Here is a 21516-nt window from a genome sequence, read left to right as displayed (position 1 = left end):
CGTACCGGACCGCCGCCACGCTCGGTCGCATGACGACGACATCCCGGACGGGACCAGGTCCCGCACCCGCTCCGACCCCTGCGAAAAGTGAAGCACCCGGCACTGACAACCGGCCCCGGCTGCTCCTCGCGATCGTCCTCGCGGCCCTGTTCATGGCCGTGCTGGACGTCTTCATCGTGAACGTCGCGGCCCCCACCATGGGTTCCGAACTCCACGCCTCGGGCGCCGACTTGCAGCTGGTCGTGGCCGGCTACGCCATCACGTACTCGGTGCTGCTGATCACCGGTGCCCGGCTCGGCGACCGGCTCGGCCACGGCCGGGTCCACCTCGCAGGCCTCGCCCTGTTCACCACGGCGTCGCTCGCCTGCGGCCTGGCCCAGGGGGCCACCGAGCTGATCGTGTTCCGGCTCGTGCAGGGCGCCGGCTCGGCGGTGATGATCCCGCAGGTCCTCAGCATCATCCAGCGCGCCTTCACCGGCGAGGCCCGTATACGGGCGCTCGGCGCCTACTCCGCGGTCCTCGCGGTCGGCGCCGCCGCCGGCCAGGTCATCGGCGGCGTCCTGGTCAGCGCCGACCTGTTCGGCACCGGCTGGCGGCCGGTGTTCCTCGTCAACGTGCCCGTCGGCGCCGTACTCCTCGTCCTCGGCCGGCGCGTCCTGCCGCCCGGCGCCGGATCCGGTCCCGAACGGGCCCGCGGCCTGGACCTGCCCGGCCTGGTCCTGCTGGGGGCCGCCGTGTCGCTGCTGACGGTTCCGCTGGTGCTCGGCCAGGAGGAGGACTGGCCGCTGTGGTCCTGGCTGTCCCTGACCGCCGCCGTGCTCCTGTTCGCGCTGTTCTGCGGGTACGAGGCGAGGCTGGCCCGGCGCGGCGGCGCCCCGATCGTCGCACCCCGGGTGCTGCGCCACCCCGGCATGGGCCTGGCCGTCCTGCGGATCCTCGCCGTCATGGCCGTCAACGCCGGATTCCTCTTCACGCTCACCCTGCACGTCCAGAGCGGCCTCGGCTACAGCGCGCTGCGCGCCGGTCTCACCTTCGCGCCGACCGCCGTCGTCTTCGGTGCGGTCGCCCTCACCTGGCGCAGGTGGCCGGCCGCCTGGCAGCGGGCGCTGACCCCGGCCGGGTTCGCGCTCACCGCGCTGGGCGTGGCCGGGGTCGGGCTGGCCTTCCACGGGGGCGGCGACGGGGGCGCGCAGCTCTATGTGGCGTACGCCGGTGTGGGCGCGGGGCTCGCGCTCGCGTTCAGTCCCACGCTCACCGGCGCGCTTGCAACCGTGCGCCCCGAGGACGCGGCGGACGCCAGCGGACTCCTCGCGACCGTCACCCAGCTCGGCCAGCTCATCGGGGTCGCGGCGTTCGGCACACTGTTCTTGAACCGGCTTGAGTCAGTTGGGGGCCCGCGGGCGTATACCTCTGCGGAGGCGCTGTCAGCCTGCGCATGGGCGCTCGCCGCGACGGCGGCCGCGGGTGCCGTGTCCGGACTGGTACTGAGGCGTCGCTGACCGTATTGGTCCGGCCGTGGCAGAATCAAACGGCCGGAAGGGGGCGCGGCCCGACGGGAGGAGTAGCGATGCCTGCGAGCATCCTTGAGGAGGGCGGCCACCTCCTCGGTGCGGCGTTGATACGGGACACGATCACCCGGCTGCTCTGCCCTTCCTGTGGTTCCGTGGATGTCGCCCAAGTACTCGGCGACAACGGCGGGATCTCCTACGTGTGCACGGCCTGCGGCCACAGCTGGAGCTGATCGATGGGTGCACACAGGCGGAAGTGCGACTGGTGCGGGAGCGGCACCCCCATCGTCCGCGACATGGAGCCGATCAATCCCGACTACCAGTACTGGTGCGAGGAATGCGCGCGGGCGCTGATCATAAAAGGCGACCCGATCGAGACCTACCGTGAGCTGGAGGGCGAGCCGATCTACGGTCGGCTCCTCGAAGAGCACTGCACGCTCAAACGGTTCTATTCGTTCGTCACGGCCTGACCGGGGCCCGGCCTCGGCAACGAGGTCCGGGCGAGCACGAGGAACAGCACCCCGGTGGCCGTGTACAGCGCGGACAACGTCAAGGCGACGGCGTCCTGGTGCAGTTCGGGCCGCCCGTTCCCGTGTGGCACCCACCACAGTGCGTACGAGCAGAACACCAGCAGCGTGCCCGCGGCCACCGTCCGGTACCCGCGGGTCCACAGCAGCAGCACGACGGGCACGCACCACACCCAGTGGTGCGACCAGGACACCGGGCTGATCAGGAGCGCGGTCACCGCGCAGGCGGCCACCGCCCAGGCCCGCCGGCCGCGCAACTCCGCCGTCACCGCCACCGCGAGCCCCAGAACGGCCGTCAGGGCCGCCGCGGCGGCCCACAGGGCTCCCGGGTCGGGAGTGTGCAGCAGACGCGCCAGAACGCCGCGCAGGGCCTGATTCGCGGTCTCCTCGGCCCGCCCCACCCGTCCCGTCCGGAACACCATCCCGGTCCAGAACCGCCACGAGTCGTACGGCAGGACGGCCGCCGCCAGCAGCGTCGCCCCCGCGAAGACGGCCGCCGCCCCGCGCGCGTGCCGCAGCCACGGGCCGCCGTCCCGTCCGGCGAGGCGCGCGGCCAGGCCGCTGGCGAGCAGGAACACCGCGAACAGGGCGGGGGTCAGCTTGACCGCCGCCGCGAGCCCGACGCCCACCCCCGCCCAGCGGTCCGGGCGTTCGGCGGGACGACGTGACAGATCCCACAGCACCAGTACGGCCAGCAGCAGATTGACCTGCCCGTAGCGCACGGTCGTCCATACCGGCTCGCACCACACCGCCGCCGCCGCGACCCACAGGACGCGCTCCACGCGCGCGTGCCCGACGAGCCGCATCGACAGCCCGACGAACACCAGCAGCAGGGCCAGGTTCCCGGCCGTCGCCAGCGTGCGCATGCCCGTGACGTCCAGCAGCGTCAGCGGGACGAACAGCAGCGCCGCGAACGGAGGGTAGGTGGACGGCAGATGAGCCGCCGTCGTACGCAGCGCGTAGAGGTCGCCGCCCGCACGGACGGTCGCCCCCTCCGCCCGGTAGACCATCAGGTCGATCATCGACACCTGCGCGGCCCGCTGGGCCACCCAGAACGCGGCGAACGACAGGAGACACGCCCCCAGGGCCACCGGCACCCGGCGCCGGGTCTCGGAGAACGCGATCACGGTCACGAAGTCCGACACTAGCCTCCGTATCCGTACAGAACGGAAACGATTTGGTGGTGCACCCCTTCGACCGTGTAATGTTGGCGACGCCGCCGGGGAAACCGGGCGGACCAAAACACGGGGCTATAGCTCAGTTGGTAGAGCGCCTGCATGGCATGCAGGAGGTCAGGAGTTCAATTCTCCTTAGCTCCACAGAAGTCGAAGGCGGATCATCCGAACGGATGGTCCGCCTTCGGCGTTGTCCCGGTCGGCATTGTCCCGAAAGCACACGCAAACCCTGTCCACGGAACTTCCCTCCGCGGCGGACTCCTCCCGCACGCGTGGGGCGGGCCACCCTGATCGGGTGGCCCGCCCCACGCGCGCGGGAACGTGCGATCAGCGGCCCAGCGCCCGGCGGCCGCGGCCCTGCGAGAGAACCGGCAGGTTCTTGGCCGGCGCCTGCGAGCGCGTGTCCTCCTCCAGACGCAGGGCGAGCGCCGGGCAGCGGCGCACCGCGCGCAGCGCCTTGGCCTCCGCGAACCGGGGCACCTTCGCCTGCGCGACCGTCGGGAACCCGTCCGCGCCCAGCTCGAAGACCTCCGGGAGGATGTCCGCGCACAGACCGTGGCCCCGGCACAGCGTCCAGTCGACGTAGATCTTCTGACGGCTGCCGCCGCCGTTGTCCTCGGGCTCTCCGCCGCCGGGGATGCCCGAAGGCATCTTGCCGTCCTCGAAGAGCGGCAGAACGCCCTCCACGGGCCGTCCGCAGCCGTTTCCGAGAACGTGCGCGGCGAGGTCGTCGGTGAACGCCTTGATCGTCGACTCGAGGAACATCGCGGAGCCGTCCGGGTGCGAGCACGCCCCGCGCCGCTTCACGTTCTTCGCGACCTGCTTCAGCGCCTCCAGGGCGGCCGGTCCGCCGCCGTTGAGGATGTCCTCCATGCCACGCGCGGCCGCCGGCAGACCCAGGTAGCAGGGACCGCACTGTCCCGCGCTCTCCTCCGCCAGCCACTGGGCGACCCGCAGCGACTCGCCCAGCGGACAGGTCTCCTGCGTGATCGGCAGGATCGCACCGGCACCCAGCGCACCGCCCACCGCGTCGAGCGAGTTGCGGGAGACGATCGCCTCGTTGACCGTCGCCGCGTCGATCCACCTGCCGTGGTAACCGCCGGTCAGCACACCCTGCGGCACCGGCGGAGCGCCGGCCAGCTGCAGGACGTAACGCAGCGGCACACCCGTGGGGACCTCGATCACCATGGGGCGGGCGACCGCGCCGGAGACCGTCAGCATGACGGTGCCCGGCTCGTCGTACAGGCCGGTGTTGCCGTAGCGCTCCGGGCCGATGCGGGCGGCGATCGCCAGCTGTGCGAACGTCTCCGCGTTCGACAGCAGCGTGGGCGCGCCGCCGACACCGTTCTGCGAGGCACTGGTCTTGCGGCCGGGCGGGATCGCCGGGCCGCCGTCGATCGAGCGGATCAGCGACGCGGCGGCGCCGGTGACCATGCGGACCGGGTTGCGCTGCACGAACGCCTTCAACGCCGAACGCCGGCCGTTGCTCAGACCGCGCTCGGCGAGCGCCTGCTCCATGGAGCGCTGCGTGGACTCCCGGGTGACCCCCACCACGAGCGTGCGGGCACCCAGCGCCTCGGCGCACAGCAGCGCGCCGTCCAGGATCAGATGCGGGGCACGGTTGATCAGCACCGTGTCCTTGCGGCAGGCAGGCTCGTCCTCACTGCCGTTGACGACGACGACCGGCCGCACGCCGCGCTTGATCGCCGCTTCGGCGACCGAGCGCAGCTTCTTGTGGAAGGGGAAGCCCGCGCCGCCGCGGCCCTTCAGGTTGATGCGTTCGGAGAGCTGCGCGAGCTGCTCCCCGCCCAGGGGTTCGAGCGGCCCGTGCACCTTGAGGTGCATGGGCAGATCGAGTCTTTCGACAAGGTCGAAGCCCGACGTGAGTTGCGGAAGGCCGACCACGCGGACTTCTGGGACGTCGGGCAGGGCCTCGTTCACCTATAGCCTCCGGAAGGCGTGTTCCAAGGTTCGCCCGAACCCGGGGCGTCGAAGGACGCACCGGGCGGTGGTTCGTTGGCGGGACCGCTGTTGTACGTGTCATTCGAGTTGTACGTCCCGTACCGGGCATTCGTCTCACCCGTGTCGTACACATCACGTCCACCCGCACCGCCGGCGCCCGGATTGCCATAGGCCGGGATGTTGTATCCGGTGTCCTGCATCGGGTCGTACGTCGACCGGGGCGCCTCGCCGACCGGCGGCGGCGACGGGATCGGCCAGCTGCCCGAGGTGCTGGACGGGCCGTCCATGCGCGGGTTGGCCTGGGTGGCCTGCATGTCCAGGCGTTCCATGCGCGCGGTCTGGCCGGCCGCGAACGGTGACTGGGGCTGGCCGGGCGCGGCCGTCGCCCGGTAGGCGGCGGCGAAGCCGGACGCCGGATCGGGGCCGGGGGCCGCGGACGGGAACAGCGGGTTCTGCTGCGGGGCGGCCGTGTCGGCGCGCGACGGCCTCGGCTCGCGCTCACGCATGGACTCGTAGCCCGGCAGCCCGGACTCGCCCACCCGGGCGCGACTGGCGTCCAGATCGTCCAGCTCCGGCCGTTCCGAACTGCCTAGGACGGAGACGAGACGGTCGGCGACCCTCCGCTTGAACGGGCGCGGGGCGGCGCGCAGCGCCAGCGCCGCCATCACGCCGATCAGGCACAGGTCGTACGAGATCATGAAGAACGGCTTCGCCGCGCGGCCCGCGTACAGGCCGTGGATCAGCGCGGCGCACCAGGCCGGGTAGGCCAGCATGTGCATGGCCCGCCAGCGGGCCGCGACGACGGCCGGGGCGGCGAAGTTGCTGCGCAGGGCGCCGGTGACGCCTACGAAGATCATCAGCAGTCCGGCCAGCGAGCCGAGTCCGATCAGGCCGGCGCTTCCGGTGATGCCGAGAGAGAACGGAATGATCGCGGCGATCACCACGGTGTGATCCAGCGCGATCTTCGTGACGATGTGCACCAGCAGGAACGCGATCGAGGCGACCGCGGTCGTCCGGTGTACCGCCTGGCCGACGATCCGCTGGCGGGTGTTGAGGAAGATGCGGTCCTGTGCGATCAGACCCCAGATCACCGAGCAGCTCAGCGAGACGAGCGAGAGCACGCCCGCGCCGAAGTTCAGGAACGACTGGAACTGGCTGCCTCCGGTCAGCACAACCACGGGTATGAGCAACAGGACGACAGCGGACGCCACCCCCCAGACCGAACGGCCTGGCTTGGGGAGCGAGCTGTTACTACGACGAGGGTTCATGGGGGCAACTCCGAGCAGTTCGGGAAAGCGGTCCCGGTGCCGCAGCCTAAGTGGCGCCATACCGATCAGTACGAGGTTTGAGTTATTGCGTTGTTATCAAAGAGCCGTGCAGCCCTTGCGGTGTCCCTTAGCGGACGTTACGCGAAGTAATTCTTGAACCTGGTTCAACTCTCGTCCCGATGGTCGCCTCAGACACACGTGTCAACCATTGATACGTAAGCGCGTCGCAGCTTGCTCAAGCGCTGCGGTACCCTGACGCCATGCGTGCCGTACGCCTTCTGCTTAGCGGGCCGCGCTGATCAGTCCCGACCGCCGGACGAAACGGCTGGTCGGCATCGGCGCGGCGTCCCCTCCTGTGCGAGGGGATTTTTCGTTTCTAGAACGTTCGCAGCCGCTGGCAGAGACGACCGATGGAGCTTTGAGGATCATGAGCGAGACGAACCCCGCTGCCGCCGCCACGTCGGCGGAGGCAGCGCCGCACCGCTACACGGCCGCCCTGGCGGCCGACATCGAGGCACGCTGGCAGGACTTCTGGGACGCCGACGGCACCTACGCGGCACCGAACCCCACGGGCGACCTGGCGGGCGACCCCGAGGTGGTCGCCCGACCCAAGAAGTTCATCATGGACATGTTCCCGTACCCGTCCGGTGCGGGCCTGCACGTCGGCCACCCCCTGGGCTACATCGCCACCGACGTCTTCGCCCGCTTCCAGCGGATGAACGGCCACAACGTCCTGCACACCCTGGGCTTCGACGCCTTCGGCCTGCCCGCCGAGCAGTACGCCGTGCAGACCGGCACGCACCCGCGCGTGTCCACCGAGGCCAACATCGAGAACATGAAGGTCCAGCTGCGCCGGCTGGGCCTGGGCCACGACAAGCGCCGGTCGTTTGCCACGATCGACCCGGACTACTACAAGTGGACCCAGTGGATCTTCCTGCAGATCTTCAACTCCTGGTACGACGACGAGGCGGACAAGGCCCGCCCGATCTCCGAACTGATCGCCCAGTTCGAGTCCGGTGAACGTGCCGTACCGGGCCACACGCGCGCGTGGAACGAGCTGACCGCGACCGAGCGCGGCGACGTCCTGGGCGAGTTCCGCCTGGCCTACGCCTCCGACGCGCCGGTCAACTGGTGTCCCGGCCTGGGAACCGTGCTGGCCAACGAGGAGGTCACCGCCGACGGCCGTTCCGAGCGCGGCAACTTCCCCGTCTTCAAGGCCAAGCTGCGCCAGTGGAACATGCGCATCACCGCCTACGCCGACCGGCTGCTGGACGACCTGAACGAGCTGGACTGGCCCGAGGCCATCAAGCTGCAGCAGCGCAACTGGATCGGCCGCAGCGAGGGCGCCCGCGTCGACTTCCCGATCGACGGCGAGAAGATCACCGTCTTCACCACGCGCCCGGACACCCTGTTCGGCGCGACGTACATGGTGCTGGCACCCGAGCACCCGCTGGTCGACCGGTTCGTCCCGGACGCCTGGCCCGAGGGCACCCACGAGGTGTGGACCGGCGGCCACGCCACCCCCGCCGACGCCGTCGCCGCGTACCGCGCGCAGGCCGGCGCCAAGTCCGACGTGGAACGGCAGGCCGAGGCCAAGGACAAGACCGGCGTCTTCACGGGCGCCTACGCGACGAACCCGGTCAACGGCGACAAGGTCCCGGTTTTCATCGCCGACTACGTGCTGATGGGCTACGGCACCGGCGCGATCATGGCCGTCCCGGCCGGCGACCAGCGCGACTTCGAGTTCGCGCGCGCCTTCGAGCTGCCGATCGTCTGCATCGTCGAGCCCACCGACGGCCGCGGCACCGACACGTCGACGTGGGAGGACGCCTTCGCCTCGTACGACGCGAAGATCATCAACTCCTCCAACGACGACATCAGGCTGGACGGCCTGCCGGTCGCCGAGGCCAAGGCCCGCATCACCGAGTGGCTGGCCCGCAAGGGCATCGGCGAGGGCACCGTCAACTTCCGGCTGCGCGACTGGCTGTTCAGCCGCCAGCGCTACTGGGGCGAGCCCTTCCCGATCGTCTACGACGAGGACGGCGTAGCCCACGCGCTGCCCGACTCGATGCTGCCGCTGGAACTGCCGGAGGTCGAGGACTACTCGCCGCGCACCTTCGACCCCGAGGACGCCGACACCCAGCCCGAGACGCCGCTGTCGCGCAACGCGGACTGGGTCAACGTCACCCTGGACCTGGGCGACGGACCGAAGAAGTACCGCCGCGAGACCAACACCATGCCCAACTGGGCCGGTTCCTGCTGGTACGAACTGCGCTACCTGGACCCGCACAACAGCGAGCAGCTGGTCGGCCCGCAGATCGAGCAGTACTGGATGGGCCCGCGCGAGGGCATGCCGCACGGCGGTGTCGACCTGTACGTCGGCGGTGCCGAGCACGCCGTGCTGCACCTGCTGTACGCCCGTTTCTGGTCGAAGGTCCTGTACGACCTGGGGCACGTCTCGTCCGCCGAGCCGTTCCACAAGCTGTTCAACCAGGGCATGATCCAGGCCTACGTCTACCGCGACGGCCGCGGCTTCCCGGTGCCCGCCGCCGAGGTCGAGGAACTGGGCGGCGACTACTACTACCAGGGAGAGAAGGTCTCCCGACTGCTGGGCAAGATGGGCAAGTCCCTGAAGAACGCGGTCACTCCGGACGAGATCTGCGCCGAGTACGGCGCCGACACCCTGCGCCTGTACGAGATGGCGATGGGCCCGCTGGACGTGTCCCGGCCGTGGGACACCCGCGCGGTGGTCGGCCAGTTCCGGCTGCTGCAGCGGCTGTGGCGCAACATCGTCGACGAGGCCACCGGCGCGGTCACCGTGACCGACGCCGAGGCGGACGAGGAGACGCTGCGCGCCCTGCACAAGGCGATCGACGGCGTCCGCCAGGACCTGGAGGGGCTGCGCTTCAACACGGCCATCGCCAAGGTCACCGAGCTGAACAACCACCTGACGAAGGCGGGCGGCGCGGTGCCGCGTCCGGTCGCCGAGCCGCTGGTGCTGATGATCGCTCCGCTGGCCCCGCACATCGCCGAGGAGCTGTGGCGCAAGCTGGGTCACACCGACTCGGTCGTGCACCGGGACTTCCCGGTCGCCGACCCTGAGTACGTCGTCGACGAGACCGTGACCTGCGTCGTGCAGATCAAGGGCAAGGTCAGGTCCCGCCTGGAGGTGTCGCCCGACATCTCGGACGAGGAGCTGGAGAAGGCGGCGCTGGCCGACGAGCTGGTCGTGAAGGCGCTGGGCGGTGCCGGGATCCGCAAGGTGATCGTGCGCGCGCCGAAGCTGGTGAACATCGTCACTGCGTGACACCCGCGGCCATCTCCGGGTGGTCCCCTACGGGCAGGTTCGGGGTTCTTCCGGAACTCCGGGCCTGCCCTTTGCGTTTACCGTTGAGGAGCACGGCCACCCACGCCGTGCCCGCAGGCGGCCGGGGTGGCGGGCAGCAAGGAGGAGGCACCGTGGAAACAGTGATCGCCGTGTTCGCCGTGCTCTTCCTGCTCTTCGTCGCCGGTGGGGCGTACGTCACGTTCAAGGCGGTCGGCGCCGCCAAGCGGGGCGTGGACCGCACGATCACCCAGGCCCGGCGCACGGTCGAGGAGCACACGCTGCGCGCCAAGTCCATGGTCCAGATCGGCCCGGCGGGCGAGATCGCCCAGCTCCGGCTCGCCCTGCGCACCTCGATGCGGGCCACCCAGGACGCGTTGCACGCGGGCGTCGCCGAGGACGAGTCGCTGAAGGAGTCCCTCGGTCTCTTCCAGCGTCTCAGCGCCCACGGGTACGAACTGGACGGCGAGCTCAGGCGCCTGGAGGCCGAACCGGACCGGGCCACGCTCGCCACCCGCCTGCCCGACCTGCGCCGCCGCACCGAGCGCATCACCGAGTCCGCGGACGCGCTGCGCTGGGCGGCCCGCGACCGGGCCCGCCGCTTCGCCGACGACGACCTGGACACCCTGAGCACCCAGATCGGCGTCGAGGCGGACGCCCTGCGGCACTGGACCCGGCCGGACCCGGCCGCACAGACCCCGCCGTGGCCCGAGGCCGCCGACGGCCCCGGCGACCGCCAGACCTGGCCCGAGCAACCCCGGTCGGCCGCGGCCGAGGACCCGGTGCGGCCCGCGATCACCCCGCCCGGCCGGCCCCGGGCGTACCCCTGGCAGAAGAAGCCCCGGCCGGAGAGCACCACTTGATCCCGCGGGTCCCGGTCCGGGCGGCCGGGGGCGGGCTGCCGCGCCCGGGCTACGCCAGGTAACCTCCAGCTCATGTCCCGCCATGTCGCGATCGTCACCGATTCAACGGCCTACCTGCCGCCGCGGACGGTGGAGCGCCACGGCATCACCGCGGTGCCCCTGACCGTGGTCCTCGGCGACCGGGCGCTCGAAGAGGGCACCGAGATCTCGACCCGTTCGCTGGCCCAGGCTTTGCAGAAGCGGCGGCCCGTCACCACGTCCCGGCCCGGCCCGGAGGTGTTCGCCGGAACCTACCGCAGGGTAGCCGCGTCGGGAGCCACCGGAATCGTCTCGCTCCACCTCTCCGCCGAACTGTCGGGCACCTACGACGCGGCCGTCGTCGCCGCCCGGGAGGCACCCGTCCCGGTGCGGGTGGTGGACACCGGGATGGTCGCGATGGCCCTCGGTTTCTGCGCGCTCGCGGCGGCCGAGGCGGCCGAGGCGGGCGGCACCGTCGACGAGGCCGTCACGGCGGGGGAGAAGCGGGCCGCCGGCACCTCCGCGTACTTCTACGTCGACACCCTCGACTATCTGCGCCGCGGCGGCCGCATCGGCACCGCACAGGCCCTGCTCGGCTCCGCGCTCGCCGTGAAGCCCCTGCTCCAGCTGGACGGCGGCCGGATCGAGCTCCTGGAGAAGGTACGGACGGCGTCCCGGGCCATCGCCCGCCTCGAGGAGCTCACCGCCGAGCGGGCGGGCGGCGCCGAGGTGGACATCGCCGTCCACCATCTCGCCGCCCCCGACCGGGCCTCGGCTCTCGCCGACCGGCTGCGGGCGCGGGTGCCCGGGCTGGCCGAGCTGCATGTCAGCGAGGTCGGCGCGGTCATCGGCGCGCACACCGGCCCCGGGCTGCTCGGGGCGGTCGTCTCACTGCGGTGACCCGGGGGTGCACCGCGGTGACCTGTGGATCCGAGGGCGCGAGCCTCGGCACACTCACTCGTACGGGTGGCGGAGTTTTCCACAACCAGGCCGCCGTCCACGGAAACTGAGCAAGATCATCGCGGATCGGCGGGAAGCCCGATCCTCGTCGCATGGCACTTCGATCACGCTCACACGAGACACATGCGACCAGTGGCCCGGGCCGGGGCCCCACCTCCGACGGCCGCACCCGGCACCGGCGGTCCCCGGTCCGGGCCCGCGCCCGCCACCGCCCCGCACCGGCGGACGAACTGCGCCGCCGGGCGGAACTCATCTTCGGCGCGGGCGCCGTCGCCAGGCAGGGGCCGGCGCCGGGACCGGTGCCGCGGCAAGGACCGCCCGCCGCGGACACGGTGGCCGGCACCGGCGCGGCGAGCGGACTGACCGCGGCCACGACCGCGGTGCGTACGGCCACGGCCGGAGTGCGCACCGCCGCGGCGGCGCTGTCCACGGCGGCGGCCGTGATGTCGTCGGCCCGCGCACTGGCCGGCGAGGCCACCGCGCGCCGCGAGCCCGCGTTGCCCGGGCTGCGCTCCCGGGTCGGGCTCGCGGTGCGGGAGCGGATGCCGGTGTGGCTCCAGACGCGCTGCGGGCTGGAACGCCGGGGCGCGGTTGCCCTGGGGGTGGTCCTCGTCGTGGCCGCGGCAGTGGCCGTGCAGCACTTCTGGACGGGCCGGACCGAGTCCGTGGCCGCGCCGGAGGTGGTGCGCGCGGAGTCGCCGTACGAGAAGAACGAGGAGCGGGCCCCAGCCGCCGGTACGGCCGCCGGTACCGGCACCGCCGCGGCGTCCGGTGCGCTCGACGGTTCCGGCACGACCGGGGGAACCGCCGGAACCACCCGAACCGGCGGGCCCGGTGCGGAGATCGTGGTGGATGTCACCGGGAAGGTCCGTGATCCGGGAGTGCATACGCTGCCCGCCGGGTCCCGGGTGACCGACGCGCTGCGGGCGGCGGGCGGGGTGCGGCCCGGTACGGACACCGACGGACTCAACCGCGCCCGTTTCCTGACGGACGGCGAACAGATCGTCGTCGGGGGCCCCGCTCCGCCGGCCGCACCGGGCCAGGCCGCGAGCGGTGCCACGACGGGAGCGGGCCCGGCCGCTCCGCTCTCCCTGAACACCGCGACCGTCGAGCAGCTCGACGCCCTTCCCGGAGTCGGCCCGGTACTGGCCCAGCACATCCTCGACTTCCGCACCCAGCACGCCGGTTTCCGGTCGGTCGACGAACTCCGCCAGGTCAGGGGCATCGGCGACCGCCGCTACTCCGACCTGCGGGACCTGGTTCGACCATGAGGCACGCAACCGGCGGAGCGGCACCCGGGCCCGCGGCCGTGGGCCGGTCGGTGCGCGCCGGCCCGGGGCGGCGGGGTGGCGGCTCCGTGCACGCTCGGCAGGACGCGCGGGCCGACCTGCGGCTGGTGCCGCCCGCGCTGGCCGTGTGGGCCACGGCGGCCCTGGCACTGGACGCACCGCCGCGGCTGACGGCCGCGGTCGGCGTCGTCTGCCTGGTCGCCGGAGTGATCCTGCTGCGGCTCGGCCGGACGCGTCCCCGGCCGGGGACGGCGACTGCCGGTGCCGGTACAGGTGCCGGGTCCGCCCGGCCTGCCTGGCGGCGGGCCTCCGCCGGCGCGCTGCTCCTCTGCGTCGCCGGGGCGGCCGCCTCCGCGGGGCTGCACGGCGCGGACGTACGCCGTGGACCGGTTCCCGGTCTGGCCCGCGCGTACGCCACCGTGACCGCCGAGGTGGAGCTCACCGGCGACCCCTGGGCCGCCAGGCCGCGGGTGCGGGGGGACCACGCCACTCCGGCCGCCGTACTGGTGCGCGGCGAGGTGCTGCGGGTGGAGACGAGCGACGGGACCGCGGTGACGACGCGCTCACCGGTGCTGATGGCCGTGGACAGGGGGGTACCGGCGCCCGGTGGCGGTGGCGGCGGCCGGGCGCGGTGGCTCGGGCTGCTGCCCTCCACACGGCTGAGGGTGAGCGGGCGGCTGGCGCCTGCCACCGCCGGCGGGGACCGGGTGGCGGCGATGCTGCGGGTGCGGGAGCGACTCGCGCCGGTGGTGGTGGGGGAGCCGAGCGGGCCGCAGCGGCTGGCCGGACGGTTGCGGGCCGGGTTGCGGGAGGCGACCGAAGGGCTGCCGGAGGACGCGCGGGCGCTGCTGCCCGGGCTGGTCGTCGGGGACACCTCACGGATCAGTCCGGAACTGGACGAGGCGTTCGAGGCGACCGACCTCGCGCACACCCTCGCGGTGTCGGGCAGCAACCTCACCATCCTGCTCGCGCTGCTCATCGGACCGCCGGGGCTGGCCCAGCAGACCGAGCGGCGGGGCCTCGCTCCACGCCTCGGACTGTCGCTGCGGGCGACCGCGCTGTTCGCGTCGGCGCTCACACTCGCCTTCGTCGTCGTGTGCCGGCCGGACCCCAGCGTGCTGCGGGCCGCGGCCTGCGGCGCGGTCGCCCTGCTCGCCCTGGCGACCGGCCGCCGCAGGTCCCTGGTCCCGGCACTGGCCACGGCGGTTCTGCTGCTGGTGCTGTACGACCCGTGGCTGGCCCGCAGCTACGGCTTCCTGCTGTCGGTGCTGGCCACCGGTTCGCTGCTGTTGCTGGCGCCCGGGTGGAGCGAGGCGCTGCGGCGGCGCGGGGTGCCGGAGCGGCTGGCCGAGGGGCTGGCGGCGGCCGCGGCCGCCCAGGCGGTGTGCGGGCCGGTGGTCGCGGTGCTGTCGGCGAAGGTGAGTCTGGTGGCGGTGCCCTGCAACCTGCTGGCGGAGATCGCGGTCGCGCCGGCCACGGTCCTGGGGTTCGGGGCGCTCGCGGCGGCTCCGGTGGCGATGCCGGTGGCCAAGGTGCTGGCGTGGTGTGCGAGTTGGCCGGCCGGGTGGATCGCGGGGATCGCCCGGGCCGGGGCCGGGCTGCCGGGAGCGGGCGTGGACTGGCCCGGGAGCTGGACGGGTGCGCTGCTGCTGGCCGGGGTGACGGTGGTCGCCGTACTGCTGGGGCGGCGGTTGCTGCGGCACCCCTGGTGGTGCGGGGTGTTCGGGGTGCTGCTCGTGCTGCTGGTGGTGCGGCCGGTGCCGCTGGCGCGGGTGGTCACGGGCTGGCCGCCGCCCGGCTGGCGGCTGGCGATGTGCGACGTCGGGCAGGGGGACGCGACCGTGCTCGCGGCGGGCGCGGGCACGGGAGTGGTCGTGGACGCCGGACCCGATCCGACGCTGGTCGACCACTGCCTGCGGGAACTCGGCATCACCCGGATCCCGCTCGTCGTCCTCACCCACTTCCACGCGGACCACGTCGCGGGGCTGCCCGGGGTGCTGCGCGGCCGTGAGGTGGCGCAGATCGAGACGACCGGGTTCGAGGAACCCGCGGACCAGGCCGAGTTCGTCAGGAGGGAGGCCGCCGGGCAGCACGTTCCGGTGACGCGGGCGGTCGCCGGGGAGCGGCGCAGGACCGGGCCGCTGGACTGGCGGGTGGTGTGGCCGCCTCCGGACCCGGCACCGGAGCCGGACGGACCGAACGACGCCAGTGTCGCGCTGCTGGTCCGTTCGGCCGGGCTGCGGATGCTGCTGCTCGGGGATCTCGAACCCCCGGCCCAGCAGGAGCTGCTGAGATCACCGGCCGCCGCCGCACTGGGCCACGTGGACGTGCTGAAAGTCGCTCATCACGGGTCCGCGTACCAGGATCCGCAGCTGCTGCGGCTGGTGGCGCCGCGGGTCGCGCTCATTTCCTGCGGGGCGGACAACCCGTACGGTCATCCGGCACCGGGGACGGTGGCCGAGCTGCGGGCCGTGGGGGCGGTGGTGCTGCGGACCGACCGGGACGGGGCGCTCGCGGTGACCGGCGGCGGCACGGGCGGGGAGGCGGGCGGACTGCGCGTGGCGCGAGACTGAGGTCATGAACCCGGTGAACCCCGCGCAGATCGACGCCTACCTCCGCCGCCTCGGAGCCGCCCGTCCGGCCCGGCCCACCGCCGACGCCCTGCGTGACCTGCACCTGCGGCATCTGCGGACCGTGCCCTTCGAGAACCTGTCGATCCACCTCGGCGAGGAGATCGTGCTGGCCGAGGAGCGGCTGCTGGAGAAGGTGGTGGGCGCGGGCCGGGGCGGGTTCTGCTACGAACTCAACGGCGCGTTCTCGGTGTTGCTGACCGCGCTCGGTTTCGGGGTGACACCGCTCGCGGGGCGGGTGTACGGGGCGGAGGGGCGGCTCGGGATCCCGTACGACCATCTCGCGCTGCGGGTGCGGACGGTGGACGGGGGCGAGTGGCTCGCTGACGTGGGATTCGGGGCGCACAGCCACTACCCGCTGGCCTTCGGGGAGCGGGGTGAGCAGGACGATCCCGGCGGCACGTTCCGGATCGCGGAGGCCGGGCCGGACGCGGCGGGGGCGACCGGAGGGGGCGGGGGCCGCGGGGTGGGCGGGGACCTGGACGTGCTGCGCGACGGGAGGCCGGAGTACCGGCTGGAGATCCGGCCGCGGGTGCTCGGGGACTTCACGGCCGGGGCGTGGTGGCACAGCACCTCGCCGTCGTCGCACTTCACGCAGTCGCTGGTCTGTTCCCGGGTCACCGAGGACGGCGGACGGATCACGCTCGGCGGGCGGACGTTGACGGAGACGGCTGCCGACGGGACGCGTGGGGTACGGGAGTTGGAGCACGACGAGGACGTGCTCGGGGTCTACCGGGAGCGGTTCGGGATCGGGCTGGACTGTGTGCCGACTGTGCGAAATCCGGGGAAAGGCAACCGGAATGAATAATTCGGACTATGCGGGAGAGTGTGTTTCTACTGGCTCGTAGGGTGCTACTCGTGCGTAGTTCCGGCGCATGTGCTGGATTCCCGCGATGTGGGCCCGTGTTGCCTCGAAAGCCGCATCAGTGATCGAATGTTTCTTCGGTAACGGATGATGGCGAGGCGTACAGGGGTGGCGACGATGTTCGGCCGCGTGATGGGAAACCGAACGAACCGGGTGCAGCGGACCGGCCCCCTGGCGGCGGTCCGGACCCCGCCCGAGGCGGGGGTGCTCAGCTGCCGGGTGCTCGACCCGGTCAACGAACCGGTGCCGAACGCCGAGTTGGCGGTCAGCGACGCCATGGGGCGCACGGTGGTCAGCGGGGGCACGGATCCCTACGGGTCGTTCATGACCACCGTGCCGGCCGGGGAGTACCGGCTGGCGGTGTCCGCCGAGGGGTTCACGCCGTACCGGGCCACCGCGCAGGTCGGCGAGAACTCCCTCGTCTCGCTCGGTGACGTGACCCTCCAGGTGGCCCAGCCGCCGGAACTCCCGGCCCCGGGCGACTGGGAGATCGAGCCGACGCATTCCTCGATCGGCTTCACCGCCCGGCACATCGGACTGGCCCGGATCCACGGGCGGTTCAACTCGTTCGCGGGCGCGGTGCGGATCGCCGACCGGATGGAGCGCTCCGCGATGCACGTGGTGATCGACGCTGCGACCATCGACACGGGCGTGCGGATGCGCGACGACCATCTGCGCTCGGCGGACTTTCTGGACGCGCAGCGTTTCCCGACGCTGGAGTTCTACGGCGACCGGTTCGCGCACCGGGGCGGCACCAGGTGGGCGGTCACCGGGGCGCTGTCCCTGCACGGCGTGACGCGCACGATCACCCTCGACACGGAGTACCTCGGGATCGGCAACGGCATGGAGGGCGAGGTGCGGGCCGCCTGCCGGGCCACCACCGAACTCCACCGGGACGACTTCACCGTGAGCTGGCAGAGCATGCTGGCACGCGGGATCGCGGTGGTCGGGCCGAGCATCCGCGTCGACCTGGACGTGCAGATCGTCCCGAAGGGCTGAGCCCGCCGGCGGTGCCCGAGAATGGGGCCGTGAGCGATGTGAGACATGTGCTGGTGCTGCCCGACCGGGACGCGGCGGAGGAGGCCTCCGAGGCCCTCGGGGAGCGGTTCGGGATCGCCGAGGAGCCGCGGCTGGTGCGGGACGCGCTGGCGGGGGAGGACGACGCCGAGGACGCACAGTGGCTGGTGCTGCTGAGGGACGAGCAGGGGCGGCTGGACCCGGCGGAGCTGGACGAGTTCGCGGGCGAGTGGGACGGCTGGCGGGAGGAGCCGTAGGAGCGCGGCCGGCCCCCGGCGGGGAAGGCGCGGCCGGCCCCGTTGTCAGTGGGCCGTGGGATGCTTGGCGCGATGGCCAAGAAGACTGCTGATGACGATCCGCTTGCCCCGGTGACGCTGGCCGTGGGGCAGGAGGAGCTGCTGCTCGACCGTGCCGTGCAGCAGGTGGTGGCGGCTGCCCGGGCCGCCGACGCCGACACGGACGTACGGGACCTGAACCCCGAACAGCTGCAGCCCGGCACCCTCGCCGAGCTGACCAGCCCGTCGCTCTTCGCGGAGCGCAAGGTCGTGGTCGTACGCAACGCGCAGGACCTGTCCGCCGACACGGTCAAGGACGTGAAGGCGTACCTCGGGGCGCCCGCCGAGGAGATCACGCTCGTGCTGCTGCACGCGGGCGGAGTCAAGGGCAAGGCACTGCTCGACGCGGCGCGCAAGGCCGGGGCGCGGGAGGTGGCCTGCCCGAAGATGACCAAGCCCGCGGACCGGCTCGCGTTCGTACGCGCCGAGTTCCGGGCGCTCGGCCGGTCCGCGACGCCCGAGGCCTGTCAGGCGCTCGTCGACGCGATCGGCAGCGATCTGCGGGAGCTGGCGTCGGCCGTGACCCAGCTCGCCGCGGACGTCGAGGGCACCATCGACGAGGCGGTCGTCGGGCGCTACTACACCGGGCGGGCCGAGGCGTCGAGCTTCACCGTGGCCGACCGGGCCGTGGAGGGGCGCACCGCCGAGGCGCTGGAGGCGCTGCGCTGGTCGCTGGCGACCGGCGTCGCCCCGGTGATGATCACGAGTGCGCTCGCGCAGGGCGTCCGGGCGATCGGGAAGCTCGCGGGCGCGCGGGGCGGGCAGCGGCCCGCCGATCTCGCCCGGGAGCTCGGGATGCCGCCCTGGAAGATCGACCGGGTACGGCAGCAGATGCGGGGGTGGACCCCGGACGGGGTCGCCGTCGCGCTGCGGGCCGTCGCCGAGGCGGACGCCGGCGTGAAGGGCGGCGGGGACGACCCCGAGTACGCCCTGGAGAAGGCCGTGGTGACGATCGCGCGCGCGGCGCGGTCACGCGGCCGCGGGTAGCGGGTAGGAGCAGACGCCAGGACATACCGAAAGGCCCCGGCGTCCGCCCTGGGGAAGGGCGAGGTGCCGGGGCCTTCGGTTCAAGCTGCCGATCGACGCCCGCGTGGCGAACGCAGGCCGCGCGTCGATCCTCGGGTGCCGGTCGGGGGCGGATGAGAGAGGGCCCGCCCGGGTCCTTCCGGCGTCAAATCAAGTGTTCAGCCCTTGAGGGAAGCAACCTTGGAAGCAAGCGCCGACTTCTTGTTGGCGGCCTGGTTCTTGTGGATGACGCCCTTCGAGACGGCCTTGTCGAGCGCACGCGCGGCAGCGCGCTGCAGCTCGGTGGCCTTCTCGACGTCACCCGCGGCAGCGGCCTCACGGGCCTTGCGGACCGCGGTCTTCAGGGAGGACTTGACGGCCTTGTTGCGCAGCCGAGCCTTCTCGTTGGTCTTGATCCGCTTGATCTGGGACTTGATGTTCGCCACGAATGAGCCTTTTCAGGTTCTGGTACGGGCCCGCGAAGGTCCCGTGCCGATGATTTCTTGAAGACGTGCCTCGCGCTGAGAGGGCATGAGACACAGCTGCCCACACTACCAGCGGGCAGGAGAATGGCCCAAACCGGTCCCGGGTCCCTCTCCATGGGACCATGGAGGCTACGTATTGATCCGACCCGAGGCATAAGGCGCCTCAAGAGACAGGACCCTGCGTGCCCGCGACCCCTAACAATGTGCCCGAGCCGAGCCGTACCGCCCCGGCTCGGATCCGCAATTTCTGCATCATCGCGCACATCGACCACGGCAAGTCCACGCTCGCCGACCGGATGCTCCAGCTGACCGGCGTGGTCGAGCAGCGGCAGATGCGTGCTCAGTACCTCGACCGGATGGACATCGAGCGCGAGCGCGGCATCACGATCAAGTCCCAGGCGGTACGTCTGCCCTGGGCCCCCACCGAGGGCCCGGACCAGGGCAGCACGCACATCCTCAACATGATCGACACCCCGGGGCACGTCGACTTCACCTATGAGGTCTCGCGGTCGCTGGCGGCCTGCGAGGGGACCGTCCTCCTCGTCGACGCCGCCCAGGGCATCGAGGCGCAGACCCTCGCCAACCTCTACCTGGCGATGGAGAACGACCTCACGATCATCCCCGTGCTCAACAAGATCGACCTGCCGGCCGCGCAGCCGGAGAAGTTCGCCGAGGAACTGGCGAACCTGGTCGGCTGCGACCCGAGTGACGTGCTGCGGGTCTCCGCCAAGACCGGCCTCGGCGTGGACGCCCTGCTGAACAAGGTCGTCAAGGAGATCCCGGCGCCGGTCGGCGTCGCCGACGCGCCCGCGCGCGCCATGATCTTCGACTCGGTCTACGACTCCTACCGCGGTGTCGTGACCTACGTCCGTGTCATCGACGGGCAGCTCAACAAGCGTGAGCGGATCAAGATGATGTCGACGGGCGCCACCCACGAACTGCTGGAGATCGGCACCAACTCGCCGGAGATGCTGTCCGCCGACGGACTCGGCGTCGGCGAGGTGGGCTACCTGATCACCGGTGTGAAGGACGTCCGGCAGTCCAAGGTCGGTGACACCGTCACCAGCCAGACCAAGGGCGCCACCGAGGCGCTCGGCGGGTACAAGGACCCGAAGCCGATGGTCTTCTCCGGTCTGTATCCGCTGGACGGCTCCGACTATCCGGAGCTGCGCGAGGCCCTCGACAAGCTCCAGCTGAACGACGCCGCGCTCGTCTACGAGCCGGAGACCTCCGCCGCCCTCGGCTTCGGCTTCCGGGTCGGTTTCCTCGGCCTGCTGCACCTGGACGTGATCCGGGAGCGGCTGGAGCGCGAGTTCGGGCTCGACCTCATCGCCACCGCGCCGAACGTGGTCTACCGCGTCGTCATGGAGGACGGGACCGAATACACGGTCACCAACCCGAGCGAATTCCCCGAGGGGAAGATCAACGAGGTGTACGAGCCCGTCGTACGGGCCACGATCCTCGCGCCGACCGAGTTCATCGGGTCGATCATGGAGCTGTGCCAGACCCGGCGCGGCACCCTGCTCGGCATGGACTACCTGTCCGAGGACCGGGTCGAGATCCGGTACACGCTGCCCCTCGCGGAGATCGTCTTCGACTTCTTCGACCAGCTGAAGTCGAAGACCCGCGGCTACGCCTCGCTGGACTACGAGCCCACCGGCGAGCAGACCTCCAGCCTGGTCAAGGTCGACATCCTGCTGCACGGCGACAAGGTCGACGCGTTCTCGGCGATCACCCACAAGGACGCGGCCTACGCGTACGGCGTGCGGCTCGTCGCCAAGCTGCGCGAGCTCATCCCGCGGCAGGCCTTCGAGGTGCCCATCCAGGCGGCCATCGGCTCCCGGGTCATCGCCCGCGAGACCATCCGCGCCATCCGCAAGGACGTCCTCGCCAAGTGCTACGGCGGTGACATCTCCCGGAAGCGCAAGCTGCTGGAGAAGCAGAAGGAAGGCAAGAAGCGGATGAAGATGGTGGGTTCCGTGGAGGTTCCGCAGGAGGCCTTCATCGCGGTGCTGTCCAGCGATGACAGCGCGGGATCGGCCAAGAGCAAGAAGTAGCCGCGGGTAACAATCGGTCGCGGACGCAAATCGGGTACAACAGGGGTCCGCCGTACGAAAGTGCGGCGGACCCCTACGCGTGCGTAGCGTCGCTCTGCGTGGAACATGCGGTGAAACAGACAGCCCGATGCCCCTTACGTACAGGCCGGTCGCGGCTTACTCTGATCCCTGCTCGATAGTTACTCGCGAGTTAAACAACCAGCGCGAACCCCACCGCGAGTAGACCC

17 protein-coding genes and 1 tRNA gene are annotated in these 21516 nt (G+C 71.8%); 14 read left to right on the top strand and 4 right to left on the bottom strand.

The window, feature by feature from the left end; all coding sequences use genetic code 11:
• The first annotated feature begins 29 nt into the window (after nucleotides 1–29).
• The 3 genes from ACGF5O_RS04995 (at nucleotide 30) to ACGF5O_RS04985 (ending at nucleotide 1978) form a co-directional block, all read left to right on the top strand.
• Nucleotides 30–1499: an MFS transporter gene (locus tag ACGF5O_RS04995; protein ID WP_393808526.1), complete on the top strand. Its 1470-nt coding sequence runs from the start codon at nucleotides 30–32 to the stop codon at nucleotides 1497–1499.
• A gap of 68 nt (nucleotides 1500–1567) precedes the next feature.
• Nucleotides 1568–1741 (top strand): hypothetical protein, encoded by a 174-nt coding sequence (locus tag ACGF5O_RS04990; RefSeq protein WP_365288851.1) that lies wholly within the window; start codon nucleotides 1568–1570, stop codon nucleotides 1739–1741.
• Nucleotides 1742–1744: 3 nt separating this feature from the next.
• On the top strand, nucleotides 1745–1978 hold the full coding sequence (locus tag ACGF5O_RS04985; protein WP_006136074.1) for a hypothetical protein: 234 nt from the start codon (nucleotides 1745–1747) through the stop codon (nucleotides 1976–1978).
• Here ACGF5O_RS04985 and ACGF5O_RS04980 read toward each other — a convergent pair.
• Nucleotides 1957–3168: a glycosyltransferase 87 family protein gene (locus ACGF5O_RS04980; protein ID WP_393808525.1), complete on the bottom strand. Its 1212-nt coding sequence runs from the start codon at nucleotides 3166–3168 to the stop codon at nucleotides 1957–1959. The two genes, ACGF5O_RS04985 and ACGF5O_RS04980, sit on opposite strands and share 22 nt — an antisense overlap.
• 113 nt (nucleotides 3169–3281) lie before the next feature.
• Here ACGF5O_RS04980 and ACGF5O_RS04975 point away from each other — a divergent pair.
• Nucleotides 3282–3354 (top strand) — tRNA-Ala (locus ACGF5O_RS04975).
• A 183-nt stretch (nucleotides 3355–3537) separates the two neighbouring features.
• Here ACGF5O_RS04975 and ACGF5O_RS04970 read toward each other — a convergent pair.
• A complete protein-coding gene (locus tag ACGF5O_RS04970; protein WP_362582215.1) occupies nucleotides 3538–5151 on the bottom strand; it encodes an NADH-ubiquinone oxidoreductase-F iron-sulfur binding region domain-containing protein in 1614 nt (537 codons plus the stop codon).
• A complete protein-coding gene (locus ACGF5O_RS04965) occupies nucleotides 5148–6440 on the bottom strand; it encodes a cytochrome b/b6 domain-containing protein (RefSeq protein WP_393808524.1) in 1293 nt (430 codons plus the stop codon). Before ACGF5O_RS04965 ends, ACGF5O_RS04970 begins: the two co-directional genes overlap by 4 nt.
• A 427-nt stretch (nucleotides 6441–6867) precedes the next feature.
• On the opposite strand from ACGF5O_RS04965, the gene leuS reads away from it, so the two are divergent.
• From leuS to holA, 9 genes are all read left to right on the top strand, one after another.
• Nucleotides 6868–9747: a leucine--tRNA ligase gene (leuS, locus tag ACGF5O_RS04960; RefSeq protein ID WP_393808523.1), complete on the top strand. Its 2880-nt coding sequence runs from the start codon at nucleotides 6868–6870 to the stop codon at nucleotides 9745–9747.
• A 152-nt stretch (nucleotides 9748–9899) separates the two neighbouring features.
• Entirely contained in the window at nucleotides 9900–10628 is a 729-nt protein-coding gene (locus ACGF5O_RS04955) for a hypothetical protein (RefSeq protein WP_393808522.1), read from the top strand.
• A gap of 72 nt (nucleotides 10629–10700) precedes the next feature.
• Nucleotides 10701–11546 carry a DegV family protein gene (locus tag ACGF5O_RS04950; protein WP_393808521.1) on the top strand — a complete coding sequence of 282 codons (846 nt, stop codon included), beginning with the start codon at nucleotides 10701–10703 and terminating at the stop codon, nucleotides 11544–11546.
• A gap of 152 nt (nucleotides 11547–11698) precedes the next feature.
• Complete coding sequence (locus tag ACGF5O_RS04945; protein WP_393808520.1) at nucleotides 11699–12877, top strand: helix-hairpin-helix domain-containing protein; 1179 nt, start codon at nucleotides 11699–11701, stop codon at nucleotides 12875–12877.
• Complete coding sequence (locus ACGF5O_RS04940) at nucleotides 12874–15468, top strand: ComEC/Rec2 family competence protein (RefSeq protein WP_393808519.1); 2595 nt, start codon at nucleotides 12874–12876, stop codon at nucleotides 15466–15468. Before ACGF5O_RS04945 ends, ACGF5O_RS04940 begins: the two co-directional genes overlap by 4 nt.
• 13 nt (nucleotides 15469–15481) lie before the next feature.
• Nucleotides 15482–16333, top strand: a complete 852-nt coding sequence (locus ACGF5O_RS04935) for an arylamine N-acetyltransferase (RefSeq protein ID WP_393808964.1) — start codon at nucleotides 15482–15484, stop codon at nucleotides 16331–16333.
• A gap of 174 nt (nucleotides 16334–16507) precedes the next feature.
• On the top strand, nucleotides 16508–17389 hold the full coding sequence (locus tag ACGF5O_RS04930) for a YceI family protein (protein WP_393808963.1): 882 nt from the start codon (nucleotides 16508–16510) through the stop codon (nucleotides 17387–17389).
• A gap of 29 nt (nucleotides 17390–17418) precedes the next feature.
• The gene (locus tag ACGF5O_RS04925) at nucleotides 17419–17664 is read left to right on the top strand and encodes a hypothetical protein (RefSeq protein ID WP_393808518.1); all 246 of its coding nucleotides are present in this window, start codon (nucleotides 17419–17421) and stop codon (nucleotides 17662–17664) included.
• Between the two features lie 72 nt (nucleotides 17665–17736).
• The gene (gene holA / locus ACGF5O_RS04920) at nucleotides 17737–18729 is read left to right on the top strand and encodes a DNA polymerase III subunit delta (RefSeq protein WP_393808517.1); all 993 of its coding nucleotides are present in this window, start codon (nucleotides 17737–17739) and stop codon (nucleotides 18727–18729) included.
• Between the two features lie 197 nt (nucleotides 18730–18926).
• Here the strand turns inward: holA and rpsT are convergent, their stop codons facing one another.
• On the bottom strand, nucleotides 18927–19193 hold the full coding sequence (gene rpsT / locus ACGF5O_RS04915) for a 30S ribosomal protein S20 (RefSeq protein ID WP_089106790.1): 267 nt from the start codon (nucleotides 19191–19193) through the stop codon (nucleotides 18927–18929).
• Nucleotides 19194–19414: 221 nt separating this feature from the next.
• Between rpsT and lepA the strand changes: the two genes are divergently transcribed.
• Nucleotides 19415–21289: a translation elongation factor 4 gene (gene lepA / locus ACGF5O_RS04910; RefSeq protein WP_393808516.1), complete on the top strand. Its 1875-nt coding sequence runs from the start codon at nucleotides 19415–19417 to the stop codon at nucleotides 21287–21289.
• The last annotated feature ends 227 nt before the right edge of the window (nucleotides 21290–21516 follow it).

The organism is Streptomyces sp. NPDC048291, assembly GCF_043201715.1.
Lineage (GTDB): Bacteria > Actinomycetota > Actinomycetes > Streptomycetales > Streptomycetaceae > Streptomyces.
This window is presented reverse-complemented; position numbering and strand designations above follow the sequence as displayed.